General features: G+C 66.7%; 17 protein-coding genes and 1 pseudogene. 9 read left to right on the top strand and 9 right to left on the bottom strand.

The window, feature by feature from the left end:
* Nucleotides 1–112 precede the first annotated feature (112 nt).
* The 3 genes and pseudogenes from HF886_RS04110 to HF886_RS04100 all read left to right on the top strand — a co-directional run bounded on the left by HF886_RS04110 (nt 113) and on the right by HF886_RS04100 (nt 6,140).
* Nucleotides 113–1,666: a multicopper oxidase domain-containing protein gene (locus HF886_RS04110; protein WP_169651817.1), complete on the top strand. Its 1,554-nt coding sequence runs from the start codon at nt 113–115 to the stop codon at nt 1,664–1,666.
* 309 nt (nt 1,667–1,975) lie between these two features.
* Complete coding sequence (locus HF886_RS04105) at nt 1,976–4,099, top strand: MMPL family transporter (RefSeq protein ID WP_169619901.1); 2,124 nt, start codon at nt 1,976–1,978, stop codon at nt 4,097–4,099.
* A 54-nt stretch (nt 4,100–4,153) separates the two neighbouring features.
* A pseudogene (locus HF886_RS04100) lies at nt 4,154–6,140 on the top strand (SDR family oxidoreductase).
* A 52-nt stretch (nt 6,141–6,192) separates the two neighbouring features.
* Here the strand turns inward: HF886_RS04100 and HF886_RS04095 are convergent.
* The 4 genes from HF886_RS04095 to HF886_RS04080 form a co-directional block, all read right to left on the bottom strand.
* Complete coding sequence (locus HF886_RS04095) at nt 6,193–6,690, bottom strand: SRPBCC family protein (RefSeq protein WP_169619903.1); 498 nt, start codon at nt 6,688–6,690, stop codon at nt 6,193–6,195.
* Nucleotides 6,687–7,049, bottom strand: coding sequence for a metalloregulator ArsR/SmtB family transcription factor (locus HF886_RS04090; protein ID WP_346765292.1), 363 nt, complete (start codon nt 7,047–7,049; stop codon nt 6,687–6,689). The genes HF886_RS04095 and HF886_RS04090 overlap by 4 nt, the downstream gene beginning before the upstream one ends.
* An 88-nt stretch (nt 7,050–7,137) precedes the next feature.
* Nucleotides 7,138–8,034 carry a sucrase ferredoxin gene (locus tag HF886_RS04085; RefSeq protein ID WP_346765056.1) on the bottom strand — a complete coding sequence of 299 codons (897 nt, stop codon included), beginning with the start codon at nt 8,032–8,034 and terminating at the stop codon, nt 7,138–7,140.
* 59 nt (nt 8,035–8,093) lie between these two features.
* On the bottom strand, nt 8,094–8,624 hold the full coding sequence (locus HF886_RS04080; RefSeq protein WP_169619906.1) for a hypothetical protein: 531 nt from the start codon (nt 8,622–8,624) through the stop codon (nt 8,094–8,096).
* Nucleotides 8,625–8,746: 122 nt separating this feature from the next.
* On the opposite strand from HF886_RS04080, the gene HF886_RS04075 reads away from it, so the two are divergent.
* The 3 genes from HF886_RS04075 to HF886_RS04065 are packed head-to-tail and all read left to right on the top strand — an operon-like array spanning nt 8,747 to nt 12,226.
* The gene (locus tag HF886_RS04075; protein WP_169619907.1) at nt 8,747–9,010 is read left to right on the top strand and encodes a hypothetical protein; all 264 of its coding nucleotides are present in this window, start codon (nt 8,747–8,749) and stop codon (nt 9,008–9,010) included.
* A complete protein-coding gene (locus HF886_RS04070) occupies nt 9,007–11,448 on the top strand; it encodes a hypothetical protein (RefSeq protein WP_169651643.1) in 2,442 nt (813 codons plus the stop codon). Before HF886_RS04075 ends, HF886_RS04070 begins: the two co-directional genes overlap by 4 nt.
* Nucleotides 11,375–12,226: a hypothetical protein gene (locus tag HF886_RS04065; protein ID WP_169651642.1), complete on the top strand. Its 852-nt coding sequence runs from the start codon at nt 11,375–11,377 to the stop codon at nt 12,224–12,226. The genes HF886_RS04070 and HF886_RS04065 overlap by 74 nt, the downstream gene beginning before the upstream one ends.
* Before the next feature lie 60 nt (nt 12,227–12,286).
* Here HF886_RS04065 and HF886_RS04060 read toward each other — a convergent pair whose 3' ends face one another.
* Nucleotides 12,287–12,835 (bottom strand): Imm21 family immunity protein, encoded by a 549-nt coding sequence (locus tag HF886_RS04060; protein WP_169619910.1) that lies wholly within the window; start codon nt 12,833–12,835, stop codon nt 12,287–12,289.
* Nucleotides 12,836–13,028: 193 nt separating this feature from the next.
* Between HF886_RS04060 and HF886_RS04055 the strand changes: the two genes are divergently transcribed.
* Nucleotides 13,029–13,286 (top strand): hypothetical protein, encoded by a 258-nt coding sequence (locus tag HF886_RS04055; protein WP_169651641.1) that lies wholly within the window; start codon nt 13,029–13,031, stop codon nt 13,284–13,286.
* A 4-nt stretch (nt 13,287–13,290) separates the two neighbouring features.
* Here HF886_RS04055 and HF886_RS04050 read toward each other — a convergent pair whose 3' ends face one another.
* Genes HF886_RS04050 through HF886_RS04035 form a run of 4 tightly spaced genes read right to left on the bottom strand, consistent with a single transcriptional unit; the run spans nt 13,291 to nt 17,349 of the window.
* Entirely contained in the window at nt 13,291–14,205 is a 915-nt protein-coding gene (locus tag HF886_RS04050) for an exodeoxyribonuclease III (RefSeq protein WP_169651640.1), read from the bottom strand.
* A 25-nt stretch (nt 14,206–14,230) separates the two neighbouring features.
* Nucleotides 14,231–14,992, bottom strand: a complete 762-nt coding sequence (locus HF886_RS04045; RefSeq protein WP_169619912.1) for an alpha/beta fold hydrolase — start codon at nt 14,990–14,992, stop codon at nt 14,231–14,233.
* 15 nt (nt 14,993–15,007) lie between these two features.
* The gene (locus HF886_RS04040) at nt 15,008–16,582 is read right to left on the bottom strand and encodes a DNA polymerase Y family protein (RefSeq protein WP_169651639.1); all 1,575 of its coding nucleotides are present in this window, start codon (nt 16,580–16,582) and stop codon (nt 15,008–15,010) included.
* Nucleotides 16,579–17,349 carry a hypothetical protein gene (locus tag HF886_RS04035; protein WP_169651638.1) on the bottom strand — a complete coding sequence of 257 codons (771 nt, stop codon included), beginning with the start codon at nt 17,347–17,349 and terminating at the stop codon, nt 16,579–16,581. Before HF886_RS04035 ends, HF886_RS04040 begins: the two co-directional genes overlap by 4 nt.
* A gap of 204 nt (nt 17,350–17,553) precedes the next feature.
* On the opposite strand from HF886_RS04035, the gene HF886_RS04030 reads away from it, so the two are divergent.
* Nucleotides 17,554–18,759, top strand: a complete 1,206-nt coding sequence (locus HF886_RS04030) for a serine/threonine-protein kinase (RefSeq protein WP_169619915.1) — start codon at nt 17,554–17,556, stop codon at nt 18,757–18,759.
* Between the two features lie 100 nt (nt 18,760–18,859).
* Nucleotides 18,860–19,348 (top strand): hypothetical protein, encoded by a 489-nt coding sequence (locus HF886_RS04025; protein WP_296551773.1) that lies wholly within the window; start codon nt 18,860–18,862, stop codon nt 19,346–19,348.
* Nucleotides 19,349–19,351 lie beyond the last annotated feature (3 nt).

The following is a 19,351-nucleotide window of genomic DNA, read 5'->3' as shown; positions in this document are numbered from 1 at the left end:
CCGCCGCGGGAAAACGGACGGCTGCGCCTGCGCAGCGGGTGATCTTCGGGGTTCTCCCCGAGGGCAAGATCGGGTATCACACCGGAGGTACCGCGTCGTGCCGCGGACGAGCATGGTGAGTATGAAACTTCTGGTGCGGCTGGTCGTGGCGGCACTCGCCCTCGTCCTGGTGGCGGCTGCGACCGGCGCCTCCGTGGTGGCCTACACGTGGACGACGGCCGACGTGGACACGCTCGGCCGGGTCGACTTCGACCGGCCACTGCAGATCCCTCCGCTGGAGACCGGCACCGTGACCGCCGACGGCACCCGCGTATTCGATCTGACGCTGCAGGGTGGCACGAGCGATTTCGGCCACGGCCCGGCGACTCGGACGTGGGGCTTCGACGGCTCCTATCTCGGCCCGACCCTCCGCGCCGCGCGCGGCGACAAGGTTCGCGTCGATGTCACCAATCAGCTCGGCGAAACCAGCACCGTGCACTGGCACGGCATGCGTCTTCCCGCGGCGATGGACGGTGGCCCCCATCAGGTTGTGGACGCCGGCGACACGTGGTCCCCGACGTGGACCATCGACCAGCCCGCTGCCTCGCTCTGGTATCACCCGCACCTCCACGGCGCCACCGCGCAACACGTGTACCGAGGCCTCGCGGGGATGTTCCTGGTGGATGATCCGGCCGACCCGACCACCCCCGGCGCTCGGGCCCTGCCCCAGACGTATGGGGTCGACGACATTCCGCTGATCGTCCAGGACAAGAAGTTCGACGGTGACCAGCTCGACGAGAACCCCGGCGTTTTCGGGATCTCCGGGACGGTCGGAGACGAGATCCTGGTCAACGGCACGCCCGGGCCGTTTCTCGATGTCACGACCGAAGTAGTGCGGTTGCGACTGCTCAATGCGTCGAACGCACGGGTTTTCGACTTCTCGTTCGAGTCCGGTCAGGAGTTCGCTCTCGTAGGCACCGACGGCGGCCTGCTCGAACGTCCCACCCCCGTACGCAACGTTCAGCTCTCTCCCGGCGAGCGCGCCGAGATCGTCGTGCGTCCTGTGCCCGGGTCTCGGGATGTCCTTCGCAGCACCCCGCCGGCGCTCGGTTCCGATTTCTTCCAGAGCCGCTTCTCCGGCGGCGACGACAGCTTCGACATTCTGGAACTACGCACGGCCACCGTCCTCGAAAGCTCCGCAGCGCTGCCGGAACGCCTCATCACGTTCGAGGATCTCGGTGAGCCGAGCACCACCCGCCGCATCGATCTGAACGGGACGAACATGATCAACGGCAGGACCGTGGACATGACCCGCATCGACGACGTGGTTCCCGCCGGCGCCACCGAGATGTGGGAGGTCCGCAACGCGTCGTCCACCCACCACAACTTCCATATTCACGACGTTCAATTCAAGGTTGTCGATGCGACGGGCACCCGAAACGACCGTCCCCTCCTCGCCGGACGCAAGGACACGGTGTTCGTACCCCCGAACTCGACGGTGCGCCTTCTCGTGCGGTTCGGTGAGCACAGCGACCCCGCGATGCCCTACATGTATCACTGCCACCTGTTGTGGCACGAGGACAGCGGGATGATGGGACAGTTCGTCGTCGTGGGTCCGGACGATGCGGCCCGGGTGGACGGCGTCACCGATCACTCATCCACCGGTGGGCACGGCGCGCACGGCTGATGACCAGCGGAATTATCCGGGGAATACATCCCGGGGTGGCCGTGTTGGAACCGCATGGATCGGCGCGTCAGTACGCCCCGGAGCCAGTATGAACGGCCTTCGTGGAATACCGTCCGGCTGGAGCCACGTTGCGCGAGACGCCGTGAGGCATCGGGCGCGTCGGTCCGCCTCTCTCTTCGCCCTCCCGTGCTGTGACTGCCGGGTGGATTGCGCTCCCGTTTCCGTTATGACCGGTATCGCTGTGGCGCTCGATTCTCCCGCCAGTACAGTTGCCGTTCGGTAACCGAGGCAACCGAAACGGGAGTGTGCATGAACCGCTGGGCCGACATCGTGGTGACCAGAAGTCGGTGGGTTCTCGCCGCGGTCCTGTTGGTGGTCCTGGCTGCCGGAATCTGGGGAGTGGGGGTGTTCGGAAAACTCTCCGGCACCGGCTACTACGTGGCGGGCAGCGAATCCGTGCAGGCCCAGAAGATCATCTACGACACCTTCGGTCCGCAGACGGCAGACATCATCGCGATGTACACCGCTCCCGAAGGCCAGACCATCGACGACATCCGAGACGACGTCGAGCAAACCCTCGGGAAGTTCTCCGACGAGGTGACGGTCACGTCCATTTCGACCTACTGGACGGCACCGCCGCCGATGAACCAGCTGCTGGTCTCCACAGACCAGCGCAGTGTCGCGGCCTCGATCATCCTCGGAGAGGAATCGGGGGTCACGAACGCTACTTTCCCGGCGGTCCTCGAGATGCTCGAGGTTCCCGGAGTCGATTCGCAGTTCGCCGGCGGGACCGTCGTCGGAGTGGAGTTCACCGGAACCCTCGAACACGACCTGATCGTCTCGGAGGCGATCGCGATTCCGGTGACACTCCTCCTGCTGGTGTTCATCTTCGGTGGGGTCGTCGCCGCAGCGGTGCCGGTGTTCGTCGGTGTCCTTGCGATCTTCTCCTCGCTCGCGACGCTGCGATTCCTCACGATGTTCACCGACGTGTCCTCGTACGCGCTGAACATCACCTCGTTGATCGGGCTCGGCCTGGCGATCGACTACGGCCTGTTCATCGTCAGTAGGTTCCGCGAAGAACTCAACGCCGGAGCCGAGGTCATCGCCGCCACGAAACGCACCATGTTCACTGCGGGGCGCACGGTGATGTTCTCCGCGGCCCTGCTGATCTGCGCATTCGCGGGCATGCTCGTCTTCCCGCAGTCGGTGCTGCGGTCGCTCGGCCTGGGCGCGATGGCGTCCGTGTTCAGCGCTGCCCTGCTGTCCCTGACCGCCGTGCCGGCCGTGCTCGCACTGCTCGGTCACCGAATCAACGCCTGGACCTGGGACAGGGAGGCGTCCGCTCGCAGCGAGGCCCGCGCCGTGCGCTTCTGGGGTCGTGTGGTGCGGAACGTGATGCGGCGACCCGCGACCATCGCGATCGTCATCACCGCTGGGTTGCTCGTGCTTGCCACACCGGTCTTCAAGGCCGGTTTCGGCGAGATCGAGTACACGGCACTCCCGGAAGACAGTCCCGCACGGGCCGCAACGCAGAAACTTCTCGACGACTTCTCCAGCAGCGGGAACGGCGCCACCCTGGTGGTGCGCGGCGACAACGGACAGACCCCGTCGGCCGAGGCAGTTCGTGAGGTGTCGCGCGCGGCGACCGCCCTCGACGGCATCGAGCAGACCGTCACCGTCGGTTCCCAGGGCGACGTCGCAGTGTTGCAAGCGCTGTACGGGCAGGGGGTCGACGGCACACCCCGGGCGAGTGCCATCACCGACGAACTGCGTGCCGTGCCCGAACCCGCCGGAACGGAGGTGCTCGTCGGTGGCGGACGCGCGCTCGTCGACGACGCCAATGCCGCGATCGCCGACGCTCTGCCGTGGATGATCGCGATCATGGTGGCCTCGACGCTGGTGCTGTTGTTCCTCGCGTTCGGCTCCGTGGTGCTGCCGATCAAGGCGGTCCTGATGGCCGGATTGAGCCTGGCAGCCACGTTCGGCGTGCTGACTTGGGTGTTCCAGCTCGGGCACGGCGCATCGTGGATCGGTGTCGTACCCAGTGCGCTCGAGCCGACATTCGTCGTCCTGATCCTGGCGGTCGTGTTCGGCCTCTCCACGGACTACGAGGTGTTCCTCATGTCCCGGATGGTCGAGGCCCGCGCAGCGGGCGCCACCACGGTCGAAGCCGTGGAATACGGCACCGCGCGGACCGGCCGGGTCGTCACTGCGGCTGCCCTGCTGCTGATCGTGGTGACCGGTGCGTTCACGATCTCCGGTCTGTCGATCATGCGGTTCCTGGGCATCGGCATGATCATCGCGCTCATCATCGACGCGACGATCATCCGGATGCTTCTGGTGCCGTCGCTGGTGAAGCTGATGGGTGAGGCGAACTGGTGGGCGCCGGCATGGATGAAGCGAATTCACGAGAAGGTCGGGCTGGGCCACTAGGGCGCGACCCCGATTTCCGGCCCGCGATACTTACCTCAGAGTAAGTTCTCGGGCATGGCAACCTACCTGGTCACGGGTGGAACAGGATTTCTCGGTCGGCAGGTCCTCGCACGACTGCTCGCCACCCGGCCCGACGCCGAAGTGCATGTGCTGGTGCGGCGGGGCTCGTCACCAAGCTCGAGGCGCTCGCCGACTCCCTGCCGGGTGGCGCGCGGCTGCACGCCCTGATCGGAGACCTGACGGCAAGCGAGCTCGCCTCGAACCGGGGACGATCCCGCAGGCCGAGCACATTCTGCACCTCGGCGCCATCTACGACCTGACCGCCGGTGACGAGCAGACCGCCACCAATATCGACGGCACCCACGCCGTCATCGCGCTGGCACGGCAACTCAACGCGACGTTGCACCACGTCTCGTCGATCGCGGTCGCCGGCGACCACCGCGGGACCTTCACCGAGAACGATTTCGACCTCGGGCAGCACTTCCCGACGCCATACCACCGCACCAAGTTCGAGGCCGAGAAGGCGGTGCGCCGAAGCGACATCCGCTGGCGAACCTACCGCCCGTCCGCGATCGTCGGCGATTCCGTCACCGGTGCCATCGACAAGATCGACGGGCCGTACTTCTTCTTCCCCGCGGTGGCGCGCCTCGGAGCGCTGCCCTCCGGGTTGCCCCTCGTCGTACCCGATCTGGGCGACACCAACCTGGTGCCCGTGGACTATGTCGCCGCTGCGATCGTCGAACTCGTGCACCGCCCGCACCTCGACGGCCGGGTCTTCCACCTCGTCGCTCCCCGGCCCCAACCGCTGCGTGAAGTCTTCGCCGCGTTCGCTTCCGCGGCGGGAGCCCCGCTTCCGGTCGCCACCGTTCCCGGCGGTTTCGTGCGCACGCTCTTGTCGTCGACAGCTTTGCCCGGGCTCGACGCTGTTCGCCGTTTCGCACTGCACCGTCTCGGAATCCCACCGGTGATGCTCGACCATCTCGCCCTGCCGACCGTGTTCGACGACGCGCGAACCCGGGAAGTGTTGCGCGACAGCGGTATCACGGTTCCGGATCTCTCGACGTACGCACCGGCGCTCTGGCGGTACTGGGAAGAGAATCTGGATCCGAACCGCGCGCGACGCGGGGACGGGCCCGGACCGCTTGCCGGCCGGAATGTAGTCATCACCGGCGCCTCGTCGGGGATCGGCCGAGCCGCCGCACTCGCAGTGGCACAGGAGGGGGCGCGGGTGATTCTCCTGGCTCGCCGCGACGAGGAACTCGCCGCCGTCGTCGCGCAGATCTGTGCCGGAGGCGGGCGGGGCCACGCCTACCCCTGCGATCTCACCGACCCCGACTCCGTCGAACACACCGTCGCGGCCATCCTCACGGACCACGGGCACGTGGACATGCTCGTCAACAATGCCGGTCGATCGATCCGTCGCGGGCTGTACGACTCGACGGACCGGATGCACGATTTCGAACGAACCATGGCGGTCAACTATTTCGGCGCAGTGCGTCTGGTGCTCGCGCTCCTTCCGCAGATGCGCCGGCGACGCTTCGGGCACATCGTGAACATCACCAGCGCGGGTGTGCCCGCCCGCACGCCTCGGTTCGCGGCCTACCTGGCCTCCAAATCAGCCCTCGAAGCATTCGCGGAGGTCGCCGCAGGAGAAACCCTGAGCGACGGAATCACCTTCACCACAGTCCGGATGCCGCTCGTGCGCACACCGATGATCGCACCCACCGACGAGTACACCGACGCACCGGCAGCCAGCCCGGAGGCTGCGGCGGCGATGATCGTGCGCGCCCTGATCGAAAGACCCACGCGCATCGACGTCCCGGTCTCGACCCTCGCCGAGTTCGGTAGCCTCTTCGCCCCGTCGATCGCGAATCTCGTCCGATCCCGGTTGCATCACGCGTCATCGGATTCCGGTACACCCGTTGGTGAGACCGAAGAACGGAAACCGACTCCACCCGCGCCTTTCGGCGTGCTTCCGGCACTGACCGGAGGCGCAACCTTGCGGCGGATCGGACGACTGCTGCCGGGCGTGCACTGGTAGAGACGAGCGGCCGACGAGCCCACCGCGCCTCCCGCCGACACTCCTCCGTGCGTTATCGCGTCTGTTCCTCGAAGTACTCGCGCTGAGCGGGGAAGTAGTCGTCGAAGGACCGCAACGGTGCCCCGGAGACCGACGCCACAAGTTGGTCCAGGTAGTACTCCCAGCCAGGACCGACATCACCGACTTCTGCCGCCGCGACGCGGTGGTGCACGAAGCGGATCTCGGATCGCTCCCCGTCTTCGGACAGTTCGAACGAGACGTCCCACGCGCCCTGCTCGGAGATCGTCCGGAGGCCGAGTCGATGTGGGGCATCGCATTCGGTGATCTCGACGTCCTCCCAGGGCGCACCTTCCTCGAAACCCATCTGCACCCTGATCGTTTCGCCGACGGCGCCGGTACCTTCCCATCGTCCGACCCACCGCGCGGTGCGCTCGGGTTCGGTGATGCTTGCCCAGGCGTCGTAGACAGAGCCGGGCAGTGTGCGCGTCACTACGAGGTCGAGCCCTTCGGAACCGTTCACGAGCTTTCCGGTCGGTTTCGGAGTCGTCATGCTCTCTTCCTTCCGTTCTCGAACTTCGGCATGTTCGATGCCGCCTTTCGTTCACGCCGGGTTCTCGCAACCTCGGTGTCCAAGGCATCGAACCGTTGCGGCAGAGCAGGCCCGATGAGCCTGTCGAGATAGTCGGCAACTTCCACCAGCGGCTCCGTACGCAGTGTGTAGATGCGCCGGCGACCGTCGACGGTCACCTCGACCACGCCACACTCGATCAGGACCCGGAGGTGTTTGCTGACGGCGGGCCGGCTGATCGCAAAGCGCTGCGCGATCCCCCCGGCCGACAGCGGTGCAGCGCGAAGCAACTCGAGAATCTCCCGGCGTACCGGGTCCGCTATCGCTCGCGCTCCCTCCACACCGAAAAGCGTAACCGATTGGCTACGCATTCGCGTGAGTTCGATAGATGCCGGCGCGGACTGCACGTTCTCGCCCGCGTGGCCGGGATCAGCTCCGGTCGAACCCTCCAACGATCGGCGTCACCCGGGTTGCCACCACCGGATACACCGGTTTGGGTGCGGCACCGCAGCTCGCCGGCCGCGGCGGTAGGTCGCGTTTGTCCATCTCGACTCGCCATGCCCGGCCGTCGCGGTGACGCACGACCGGGACAGCGGCCTCATCGACGGTGAAGTCGTCGAGTTCGTCGGCGCCGGTGAGCGCGCGCACCACGATCTCTGCAACCTGGCCCGACGCATCCCACGTGCTGCGTCCACGAAGACCCGGGAGATATACCCGGCCGGCTGTCGCGGCGCGCACTGCGTCTGCGCTCTGTGCGGCATCGAGGCGCCCATAGGTGTAACCGGTCGGCAGGAGAATCATCGACGGGGCGAAGCGATGTCCTCCGGTGTGAGAGCACTCCCACACCGCGTCACCGAATTCGGCGGCGAGCGCCGCAGCGACCGGACGGCCCAGCACCGCGCAGCATTGGTCCCGCTTGCCGTGGGCGCAGACGAGCACGACCGGTTCGCCGACCGGGGTGCCGAGACCGAGGGCGGGCCCGGCCACCACCTGCGGCACGATGTCGAGCAGTTCTGCCGGGTGTGTGATCTCGAGGCGCTCGCACCACGTAGCGCCCGGTTCGGTGCGTGCGAGCAGAACCGTCCGGGTCGCACGCACCACGTCGCGCCCCGGGCGGCGGATGAACATGAACCGGACCCCCGCCGCATCTGCGCGGGCCGAGAGTTCGGCAGCGAGTTCCGGGCCGAGTGCCGTGCCGTCGAGAACGTCCCGCCCCCAGCCCGAGGGGAACTCCAGGCACACGTACCCGGGCGCCGTTGCGGCGGTGCCGGGCAACGGCTCGTCGAGAGCGGACAGCGCGGAGCAGGTTGTCGCAGCGATCGTCACCGGTTCATTGTCGCCGCTCGGATCATTCACGGAATCGGCGCCCTCGCGAGTTTCCCCGGTCAGCGCCGTTTTCCTCGTATCCGCCGCAGTCCGGCTCTCCCCCACACCCGTAGGAAACCTTGCGTCAGGTAGCCCAAGCAACCGAGGGCCAGCACCCATTTGGTGAGGCTGATCGTCGTCGCGGCACGAACGGTCGTGTCGTCGATGCGACTGCGATGGTCGAGCAGGTACAGCCCGGTGATGTTCTCTGCGTAATCCCCGGCCGCAGCGATCACAGGCGCGGCAGCGAGAAGCCTGCGCGTGCGGGGTGTCAGCGGGCGGTGGTGGTCGAGGGCCCGGGCACCGTCCCGGAGCGCGATGGCGAACGTCAACGGATGCACCATGTCCCAGTAGTAGTGCTGCCGGTACCGGCTGATCTCGTCCGGACCCAGGTTGTCGAGGATCTTCCGATACTTGTCCGCCGAAAAGGTGGCCTGAATCGTGCCGACGGTAAGCGCGGTGGGGCCGAGGACGCGGCCCATGTTTGCCTGGGACGCCAGGAACAACAGCGACGATCCGATGAGCCGACGATCCGATTCGGTCAGTGCCATGCCCATGATGGTAGCGCCCACTTCCCGGGTGTCGGATTTGTGCGTTATGGTGTCCGCGCTACCGAACGTCTGGGGGGACGATGGCGGATACGATCAGGGCCGATATCGACGAATTATTCTCTTTGTCAACGGCTTTCCGTGGAATTGCAGGGCGTATCGCCCGTATCGACACCCGCGCGATCTCGGCGGGGTCCGTCGAGGGATTTTCCGGCGGTGCTGCGATCGTCGAGGCACTTGCAGCAGTCGAGTCCGCGTCGCGACGCTCGGTCTCACTCCTCGCCGACCGTGCCTGGTCGACGTCCGACACCATCGACCTGGTCGCCGCGGACTACGAGAACACCGACGAGTACTTCGCCGCCGGATTGGCGCGGGCAGTTCCCGAGTGATCCCCACGATCACCGATGTTCGCAACTGGAAGCCCGCCGTCCTCCACGACAGAGCACAAGCCGTCGACACGGTTGCCGCACACCTCGACAGCGAGCGCGGCGCTCTGACGGACACCGCACTCACGCTGTGGCAGTCCTGGCATGGACGTGCAGCAGACGCGGCGGAGAAACACCTGGACAGGGAACGTCGCTCCGTCGTGGCGGTCGTCGAGCATCTGCGACATGTCGGGGACCAACTCCGCCGCGCCGATACCGCGCTCACCTGGTCGGTTCTGGCGGTGCGCAATGCAATCGCGAACGCCGAACGGGCAGGTTTCACTGTCGACGACAGCGGCGTGAAACCCCGCCGCCACGCGGACGACTCGGCCGCTGCAACCCAGGACGCTGCCGCCGAGCACGCCGAGTCGATCCGACGCGCACTGGCCACTCTCGGAGAACTGGACGATCACTACGCACACATCCTCCGGGAGATCGTTGCGGATCTCGCAGCGAGCACTCCGAAACCTGCGCCGCTCTCCCCTGACGAGGCGGTCCGCGACCGTTCCATACTCGACGACGGAAAACTCGACCGCGACGAGGTCGGGCGATTGCTGGCCAACCTGACCGCTGCCGGCCTCGACACCAACTCCCTCGCCGATCTCGCGGCGGGCAGACAGGTCACACACCTGCCCGCCGGGGCCATCCGATACCTCGAAGAGTTGTATCACCGGGGCGGAGTCGGACAATTCCTTCGCTTACAGAACGCGCTCGATGAGGACGGCAGCCCGCAGGCTGTTGCAGCGGGGCGGGCGCTGAGCGCCGGGATCCTCACCCTGTCGAACGAGAGCATCGTCGACGACGGCGGACACAGCGGCGGCTGGGACAGACTTCCGCCGGACGTGCGCGCCCTCGTGCAGTTGAATCCGGCCGACTCCGCACCGGCGACTCTCGACGACTACCTGCGCTCCCTCTCGCCGTTCGAGCGATCCCGGCTGGAAACCGATCCGGGCGCGGCCGCCCGCGCGCACGCCGAGATGCTGCGGGATCCGGGCAGCCACTACGCCCAGCGCCTCGGCGTCCAAAACGAGTTCTGGGGACGCGTAGCCGACTCCGACGGTATCCCCGGCACTCGACTCGGAATCGAACTCGTCGAATCCGCAGCGACACAGGTGGGCCTCTCCGACTCCACCGGCCGTTCCGCAATCGCCTCCGCGTCGTACGCGTTCCCGAACGGGCTCGGCGAAGCCATGCTCGACGTCGGCACCCGGAACAACGAAACCAACGCGCGGATCCTCACCGGCGACCTCGACGGCGACGGCAGTCCCGAGACACGACGCGACGCCGTCCTCACCCCGTTGTTCGTGCACGAGTGGGAGGACGACGGCGCGTCGCTCGGCCGGTTGACATCGTGGATGACGGAGGAGAGCCTCGCCGTGCAGGGACCCGGTGATGCCGGCTCTCTCGACACCGGCCGCGACCGCGCGGATCGAGCGGCTCTCGGCCTCGTGCAATACCTTTCGCACGGAGAGAACTACTCACGTTTCATGGACATGAGCGGGCCCGACACCTCGAGCCTCGGCGAGGTGAATCCTGCGCTGCTGCATGCGACGAGCCAGGGCCTCGTCGGGTACATCCCGCATCTCGCAGGCGTCGACACCGATAGCCGCGAGTGGGGTTACCGCGCAGCAGAATCCAGTGACGCCGGCGACAAGCGTTTCGCCCATGCTCAGCGTGTGTTCGCCCTCATGTCGACGGGAACCGACGCGAACACCACGTTCATGGGAGGTGCCCTCGCGTTCCACGAGACCTACGATCGCGCGTTCGTCCGCAGCCTCGTCGAGCCCGACAAGTGGGGTGAGATATCCCCCGACACGGCGGCCGCCGGAAATGCGGCCCACATCCAGGCTCTGGTCGATACCGGCATCTACGGCGCGGCCGTCGAACAGTCGCGGGACCAGGAGAACATCGCGAACACGGTTGCCGAACGCCGCAACCAGGCTTACGACACCGACTACACGATGATGCGCAACGCGGTCGCGTCGTTCGTTCCCGCCAACTTCACGGTCGGCATGACCATGGACATGCTCAACCCGAGTGTTCGCGACACCTTCACGATTCCGGAATCACCGGCGGAAAATTTCGCGTTCACCATGAACGAGTCGCAGATAACCGCAGAAAACGATGTTCGGATCGCACGGTTGCTGGTCGGCACGGGATGGACGCCCCAGAGTCCCAGCGCGACAGATGATCTGACAGCGGCGGGCGTGCTGGCAGAAAACAGTACGCTCTCACCCGAACCCGATCCGCTGTCGAACCGAAGCCCTCAGAGCGTGCACGAACTCGTAAGGAATGCCGTGAAGACCGAGTTCGGATCTGACCGTTTGTATGGCTACACCGACGAATACCGACGGAGTTATCACGACGTCGCCCCTACCGTTCACTTCACTTCGACGAACTGAGAAGATGCGCCCAGCACTAGCAATACTCGCCGCGACCATGCTGGTTCTCTCGGCAGGGTGCGGCACACAGCAGACAGAACACGTCGATAACACGCCCGTGACCGAAACGCCACCACCCCACGAGTGGGTCGCAGTCGACGACGTGTCCGTCCGTTGGACCGCAGTTCCTGGCATCGACCTCGACGCTCCCGAACTCCTCGTCGCTCGAGCGTTCGGAGAATCCGAACTGTTCTACGAAATCACCGGCCGATTCGAATCAACCTACGAAGGCTTCGCCGAGGCAGTGCCGTATCCCATTGCCGATAATTGGCGAACCTATCCCCGCACAGGGACGGTGAACAACCACGTCATCGAGGCGCGCGCACTCCCGGATAAACTTGGCCGCCCGTCCTACCGGGTCATCTACTGCGCCGACGAGTCCGGTACGGCGGTGCCCATCGGCGACACTTGGAAAACGAGCAACTACACGAGCAGCCGTCCCCGCGTTCTGGCCATTACCCGCACCGGTTGGAATGTTCCGGCTCCTCAGGTGAACCTCGCGGTCCGCACTGTGCACCCGCCCTGGAATGTCTTCGAGGGCTGGGAGTTACGTCTCAGTACGAGCAAGGACAATGACTTCTTCTCCGCTAGTCGACCCGAGGATCGCGCGCTTCTCGATTACTGTCATCGCGGGTACCCACCCAGCAACGGAAACTTCCGCTACGGCGATATTCTCGACGCTCCTCCCGTTGCCCAGCCTTCCGTTCCCGGATGGCCACAGCGCGTCGATGGTCCCTGACAAGCAAAGCCCACAACGGGGCCCCACCAGTCATTTCACTCTTCGGACTGAGACGATGGGTCAGACGACAGCGATACTCGCCGCCGTTCGGTGCTTGTCGCCGGTCGGCTGGAGTTGAACGAGGATCATCCAGTTGCCCCCGGTTTCGATGTAGGTTGCCCGGACTCGGTAAAGCCCTGGATCGAGGGCGATGTGGAGCCTGTTGTCGAGTTCTATCTCAGTTCCCGCCCAGGCCGAGTCGAATAGCAAAACAGGCTCACGTATTTCCCAGACGAGGTCTTCGTCTGGCTCCCATGTGATGTGTTCTTGTAACGCTTGCCGCGCTGCGGCGACGAGTTCGTCTTCGGAGTCTGCGGCTAAGCATCGCAGGAACGTCCGCTCGGCGGGGAGATACGTCGTGCGAGCCGGTTCGTCTGCAAGGACCAATGCCTGCTGGGAGCCGATTGTGACCAGGCCGATGGATCGCTCAACCGAGCAGGCTCGGCCGTAGTCGCCCCATGTCTCTACGGGTCCCTCCATGTCGTCGTCTACGCCGCCCCAGTGACCAAGTTCTGATTCGGGGGCGACCAGAAAGGGGCCTCCAGCGGACCTGACCCATGTGTAAAGCATGACGGCTCACTTTCTTCGTTTGCCTATCGGTGATCACTGCTCTTCATTTGCTTCTTCGAACCGAGACGATGCGGCGGACAACAGCGACAATCGCCGCGACCCCAAGTACTTTCGGCAGGGTACGGCACCACGCCGACAAAACACTTCGACAGCGCGTCTGTGGTCGAGCCACCCCACCCCACCCTACGAATGGATGGCAACCGAGGACGTTCCGGTCCTGTGGACGACGTTCCTGGCATCGCCTGGAGGCCCAGAACTTCTCGTTGTACGGGCGTTCGGAGAATCCCAACTGTTCCGTGAATTCACCTTCGCCGAGGCAGCGCCATATCTCCTCGCCATCCGTCCACCAACGACGATTTCCGCTACGGCGATATTCTCGACGCTCCTCCCGCTGTCCAGCTTTCCGCTCCCGGCTGGCCTCAGCGCGTCGATGGTCCGTGAAACGGATTGATAGATCAGATGTCGTAATCCACGACGACCGGTGCGTGATCACTCATCCGTCGATCCTCCGCGGGTTCCCGATCGGTGCCCGCAGCGACGGCGGTTCGGGCGAGGCCCGGGGTCGCAAGGTGGTAGTCGATCCGCCACCCGACGTCGCGCGTGAACGATCCGGGGATCCACGACCACCACGAGTACGGTCCGTCGACACCCGGGTAGTGCCGGCGGACGACGTCGACGAGGGTGCGCGGCGAGAGTAGTGAATCGAGCCATTCACGTTCCTCGGGGAGGAACCCCTCGGCCTGATTGCTGCGCCGCCAGTTCCGGACGTCGTAGCGGGTGTGTGCGATGTTGAGGTCGCCCATCAGCAGCAGTTCTCTGCCCTGCGCGCGTGCCGCGCGACGCGACCTCCCCAGTTGTCGTGCGAATGCGTCCAGAAAACGCATCTTGCGCGCGTACCGGAGCCCGCCGTCGGGTTCGTCTCGCATGCGGCCAGGCTTCTGCAGGTGCGCCGGGACGCCACCTTTCGGCAGATACAGCGACGCGACAGTGATCGGCGCATCTGCGAGATCGACTTCGATATAGCGGCCTTCGTCTGCGAATTCTTTCAGTCCGCGCGCCAACGGCACTCGCTCGAGTTCGATCGGCTCGCTGTGATCTTCACCGGGTGCCCGCACCAAAGCCCTACCGCTCCATGTGCGCACCGCCGCGGGAGGATGCATCGTCAGGATCCCCACACCGTTGCGGCCCGGGAGCACACCCTCTTCGTAACTGAAGTGGTACTTGCCGAATACTCCGGGCGGAACCGCCGCGGCAGGAGCACGCACCTCTTGCAGTGCAACCACGTCGGGCTGGCGCTCACGTAGCCACTCTTCGAATCCGCGTCGCTGCGCCGCACGGATTCCGTTGATGTTGAAGGTCGCGATACGCACGGAGTACCAGTGTAGGGACCGAAGGTCAGTCCATGAGGAACGGCAGGACCGCGGCCGCGAAATCTCCGGCGCGATCGCGGTGGATGCTGTGGCCGCACCCGATCTCCTGCACCGTTCCGTCCGGTAGCGACGACAGCGCCGCAGCGAGCAGCGTCGGGTCGACCATACTGCCGCGGCGGACGCCACGCAGCAACAGGGTCGACGACCGGACGTGTGAAAGTTGTTCCCACCACAAAGGATTCGGGGTATGGAATTGGCTCACCACGGTCTCGGTCATGGACCGATCGAAAGTGAAGAGGGCGCGCGGATTGAGGATCATGCTGCTGGTGGCATGCCACAGTTCGGCGGGCGTCGGACGGCCGGCCGGAATCTGCGGAACCGGATCACCCGCTCTCGAGGGCAACGGGGCTTCCTCGAGTACCAGCCGCCGGATGAGCTCCGGGTGCCGCTGTGCGATCAACGAGCCGGTGTGCCCCCCGAGTGAGTGGCCGACCAGATCGATCGTGTCGAATCCCAGGTGGGTACACACACCCGCGACATCTGCGGCGAAATCGTCGAACCGATACGACTGGGCGCGACCACTACGGCCGTGGCCGCGCAGGTCGACGGCGACGACACGTCGCCCCGCCTTTGCCAGAATCCGGGAGAAACGCGCCCACGTGCGACCGTCACCGCCGAGTCCGTGCACCAGCACGACCGGCACCGGGTGCGCGCGACCGGTCGGCGCGGTCTCGCGATACGAGACCACGACACCGTTCGGTTCGGCCGTACGCACGAGACTGTCCACGACCGCCGAGCCTACTCAGTCGTAGACGCCCTCCACCCGCCAGCCGTCCGCGCCGTAGATGACGAGCAGTGCACGCGAGCCGTCGAGCAGCACCTGGAGCCTGGCGACGTGCCGAGCCGACGCCGGATCCCACCAGTACTCGTCCACCGGCCACGGGCCCGCCCATCCGATCACCGTCCAGCTGCGACTTCCCCATCGCAACCGGACCGGCCGCCCGTCGAGCACACCCCGCTCCGTGACGGTCACCGGCGCACCGGACTCGTCGTCCAGTGCCACGACGGGCGGTTCGTGCAGGACCATGGCGGGCGCGGGCGGGGGGAGCCGACCGGGCCAGGGAGCGTTCGGGTCGGACGCCGGCACCGCTTCGTCCCCCACGGGCACGAGGACGACGCGTTCGCCCGGTCCGCGACCGCCGCTGAGCACTCCCACCTGCACCGCATCGCCGCCGAGAAGCCCTTGGACGCGGACCAGCGCTCGTCTGGCCCGTTCGTCCTCGTCTCCTACCCCACCCCACAATCCCAATTGCAACGCACCCGAGGCCACCACTTCCACCGGTTCCAGACGCAGCATCACGATCCCCGCGGTGGGGCGGGAAACGCTGCGGCCGGTGAGCCATCCGTCGAGTTGCCAGCGCACCCGATCGGCGGTCCCGTCCGGAGTCAACGGTTCGGCGCAGCGCCAGGTCCGGGAGTGCTCCTCGCCGTTTCCGGTGCGCGCGGCGACAAGCAATCGCGTGCATGCCACCCCCGCCGCGGCAAGGCGGACATGCAGTAGCCCGGCCAGCGTGCGACCGGCGAACGCGGCCGCGTCCACCCGATCGATCGGCGGATCGCACGGATATTCCACCACCAGGTCGGGAGGGATCGCCCGGCCCGACGGTGGGCGTTCCGGCAAGCCTCGCGCACTCCGGTGCGCGGCGACCGCATCGGAACCGAACCTGGAGGCCACTTCGGCCGGGGTCAGTGCGGCGAACGTTCCGATCGTGCGCATTCCCAGCCGACGCAGCAGGTCCACCGTTTCCGTACGCTCGGGAGCTGCCAGTGCCGGTTCCACCGCCAGTTCCGAAATGGGCAGGGGCGCCAGGAATCCGGCACCGGCACCGACGGGAACGAGGGTGCCGCGCCGGGCCGCGAGCACCGCGGTGGACAACTCGTCGGCGATGCCGACCTGGCACTCGACTCCGACTGCGGCAACGGCGTCGACCAAGCTTTCCGCTGCCGTCTCCTCCGAGCCGAACCATCGGACGACACCGCGAGCAGCCAGCGCCACCAGACCGGAGCGCAGCACCTCCACCCCCGGAGCGACCGCATCGATCGCGGACACCACCGACTCGAACCGGATTGCATCACGGTCGGGGTCCGACTGTGCCACATACAGTTCCGGGCATCGTGCTTGTGCTTCCCGACGGCGCAGGCCGCGTCGTACCCCCGCGGCGCGTGCGGTAGCAGAACATGCAATCACCCGATTGGCAGCGACCACCGCGATCGGGGTGGTCGCGGGCAGTTCTGCGGACGCCGCGGCCGCCACCGCCGGCCAGTCCGGGCACCACACCGCGACCACCCGAGCCGGAGCTTGCGCGGGCACGTTCATTGCGCCACCCGCCCGGCACCGCCACCGATGCGACGGGGTCCACCGGGCTCCCACAGCACTCTGCTGCGCTCGGCACACACATCGATCTGGGTGGTGCGTGGAGGAAAAGCCCGCCCGTGCGCCCGTACCGACAGTCGCGTTCCGCACAGCCTCCCGAGGCCGGGCCCGTCCACTCCGTCATAACCACTGACCTGCGCCTCGAGCCGGACCTGTGCCCCCTCCCATCTCCCGTCGGTGACGATCAGGACAGCCCCTTTGCTCCGGGCCCTGGCCGCGACAGCACGTGCCCGGGTCGGCGGGACGGAGGCACCGCCCAGTCCGAGGACGACGAGATCCATCCCATCGAGAAGCACCGCCGCAACCTCGACGGGATCGGGCCCGGGATCCGGAACCATCGCGAGACGTTGCAGATGCGCTCCCATTTCCGCCGCAGCGAGCAATCCCAGCCGCCGCTGACCGATCACCGCGGCGTGCCCCCCGGAGGAGGTCACGGAGGCCAGCACCCCCAGCAACAGGGAGGCCGCACCGGAAACCGAGACGACAGTGCCGCGGACGAGACCACCGTGCGGCAGCAACTCGGCGAGCGGCCCGGGTACCGGAAGCACTCCACGGGACGGGACCTCGGCAGGCTCCGCCACCGGTGTCGGGCGGGAAACCTCACCGCGCGAGGGGACAGCGGCGATCCGTCGTCGCAGCGCCTCTATCTGCTGCGCCCGCTCCAGGCCTGCTTCTTCGTCACCGATCGGAAATTCGGCTACCTCGCCCACCTTGCACCCCTGTCATCCGCCCGCCGCGTTGCACACGACCGGCCGACCACGGGGAAGACGTGGCCCAGCGCGAATTCGTATTCGAACATTCATTCGAACCATTTCAGTAGACCCGATGCGCTCGCTCGCCGTCAAGTGAGCGACCGGCCACACCTCGCAGTCTCGCCTCCGGCGGCCCCGACCCCATCGATTACCCTTGGCAAGGTGGTCGATCAGGACAGAGCAGGACGAGTCGTCGGCCCGGACCACTTGGTGGCCGGGCGGTATCGACTCGATTCCAAGCTCGGCGGTGGCGGCATGGGAGCCGTCTGGCTCGCCCGCGACACCAGACTCGGCCGCAACGTAGCTGTCAAGCAGGTGATCTCCACCGCCGACCTCGACCACGCCGAAGCCGAGGAGATCCGCCGCCGGGCACTACGCGAAGGCCGGGTCGCGGCCCAGCTCACGCACGAACATGCCATCTCCATGTACGACGTCGCTCTGCATTACGGTGAGCCGTGGCTCGTCATGGAGCATCTGCCCTCTCGGAGCCTGGCGCAGGTGATGAACGCCGTCGACACGCTGCCGCCGTACATCGTGGCCCAGATCGGGGCGAACGTCGCCGACGCTCTCACCGCCGCACATGCTGCCGGCATCGTTCACCGCGACGTCAAACCCGGCAACATCCTGATCGCCGAGCGGGGCGAGATCTCCGGCGTCGTGAAGATCAGCGACTTCGGCATCGCGCGGGTCAAGGGCGACAACGACCCGGCAGGCGTGATCATCGGAACGCCCGCGTATTTTGCCCCAGAGGTCGCACGCGGCAACGACCCGACCGAGGCCAGCGACGTCTTCTCACTCGGCGCGACTCTCTACACCGCCATCGAGGGGCAGCCGCCGTTCGGTTTCGAGGCCGACTCGATCGCTCTGCTGCACCGGGTTGCCCGCGCCGAGATCATCATGCCCACGAACACGGGCCCCCTCACCGACATCCTCCTGTCGATGCTCGAGCCGGACCCTGCCCGTCGGCCGACGATGGCCCAGGCCCGCGACCTGCTCGCCGCGGTCACGCTCGGTCCCGGGGGCACGGCCGCACAACTCCGCGGACGACCCATCGTGTCGGAGGACGGGACCGTTCCCTCCTGGGCGCAGCGCGCGACCCCTCTCGCGGAGCCTCTCCGCGGTCGGGGGTCGTTCGTCGACCGGCCGCTCGGCGAGATACCGCCCGGGCACAAGACGCAGGGACCGTCGCCGAGCAGGAGAAGTTCGCCTCCTTCCGGGCTGCTGGACCGCCTCCTTCCGAACGGCCCGGTACCCGACTCACTGCAGGACAAGGTTGTCGCCTACGCACCGCTGGCGATGGCAGCCATGGTCGCGCTGCTGGTCGCAGCGCTCGTGGCCGCCCTCGTCATCAGCTTTCTCGTGACCTGACCTTTCCCGATTCCGCGTAGGCGAAATCTGCGGTCCGCCCGGCAATGTCGGACGGGTATGTGACGATCCGGCTCCCACCCCACAGCAGAGGGAGCAGACCGTGAGCACTCCACCAGCGGATCCGACCATGACAGCGATCACCGACGCCGTGACTCTGGCTCGCGCGGGACGCGCCTCCGACGCTCGTGTTGCGCTCGAAGAACTGTGGGCCGGGATCGGCCCCGGAGGCGACCCGCTCCATCGCTGCACCCTCGCCCACTATCTGGCCGACCTGTACGACGACGCGGCAGCCTCACTGGAATGGGACATCAGGGCACTGGCCGCCGCCGACGATATGGACGACCGACGCGTCCGAGAACACCACGAGTCCCTCCGCATCCGCGGCTTCTACCCGTCGCTGCACCTCAACCTCGCCGACGACTACCGGCGCCTCGGCGACTTCGACTCGGCCGCCGGTCATCTCGCGGCCGCCCGGGACTGCGCCGATGCCCTCGCCGACGACGGCTACGGAGCGGGTGTCCTAGGCGGAATCGACAACGTGGCCGCAGCGATCGCCGCGAGGACTACGGAGCGCCTGGCGACACACTGAGGG

Origin of the sequence: Rhodococcus sp. 105337, from assembly GCF_012844225.1 — a bacterium.
Taxonomy (GTDB): domain Bacteria; phylum Actinomycetota; class Actinomycetes; order Mycobacteriales; family Mycobacteriaceae; genus Rhodococcus.
Note: the sequence above shows the minus strand (reverse complement) of the source record. Positions and strands in the feature narration are given on the sequence as shown.

Excerpts from the sequence above, each read along its gene's own strand:
- HF886_RS04040 (WP_169651639.1), bottom strand. The coding sequence starts at position 16,582 with ATGAACGTGCCCGCGCAAGCTCCGGCTCGGGTGGTCGCGGTGTGGTGC.
- HF886_RS04080 (WP_169619906.1), bottom strand. The coding sequence starts at position 8,624 with ATGGCACTGACCGAATCGGATCGTCGGCTCATCGGATCGTCGCTGTTG.
- HF886_RS04060 (WP_169619910.1), bottom strand. The coding sequence starts at position 12,835 with ATGCTTTACACATGGGTCAGGTCCGCTGGAGGCCCCTTTCTGGTCGCC.
- HF886_RS04105 (WP_169619901.1), top strand. The coding sequence starts at position 1,976 with ATGAACCGCTGGGCCGACATCGTGGTGACCAGAAGTCGGTGGGTTCTC.
- HF886_RS04110 (WP_169651817.1), top strand. The coding sequence starts at position 113 with ATGGTGAGTATGAAACTTCTGGTGCGGCTGGTCGTGGCGGCACTCGCC.
- HF886_RS04065 (WP_169651642.1), top strand. The coding sequence starts at position 11,375 with ATGGCTACACCGACGAATACCGACGGAGTTATCACGACGTCGCCCCTA.
- HF886_RS04055 (WP_169651641.1), top strand. The coding sequence starts at position 13,029 with ATGGCAACCGAGGACGTTCCGGTCCTGTGGACGACGTTCCTGGCATCG.
- HF886_RS04095 (WP_169619903.1), bottom strand. The coding sequence starts at position 6,690 with ATGACGACTCCGAAACCGACCGGAAAGCTCGTGAACGGTTCCGAAGGG.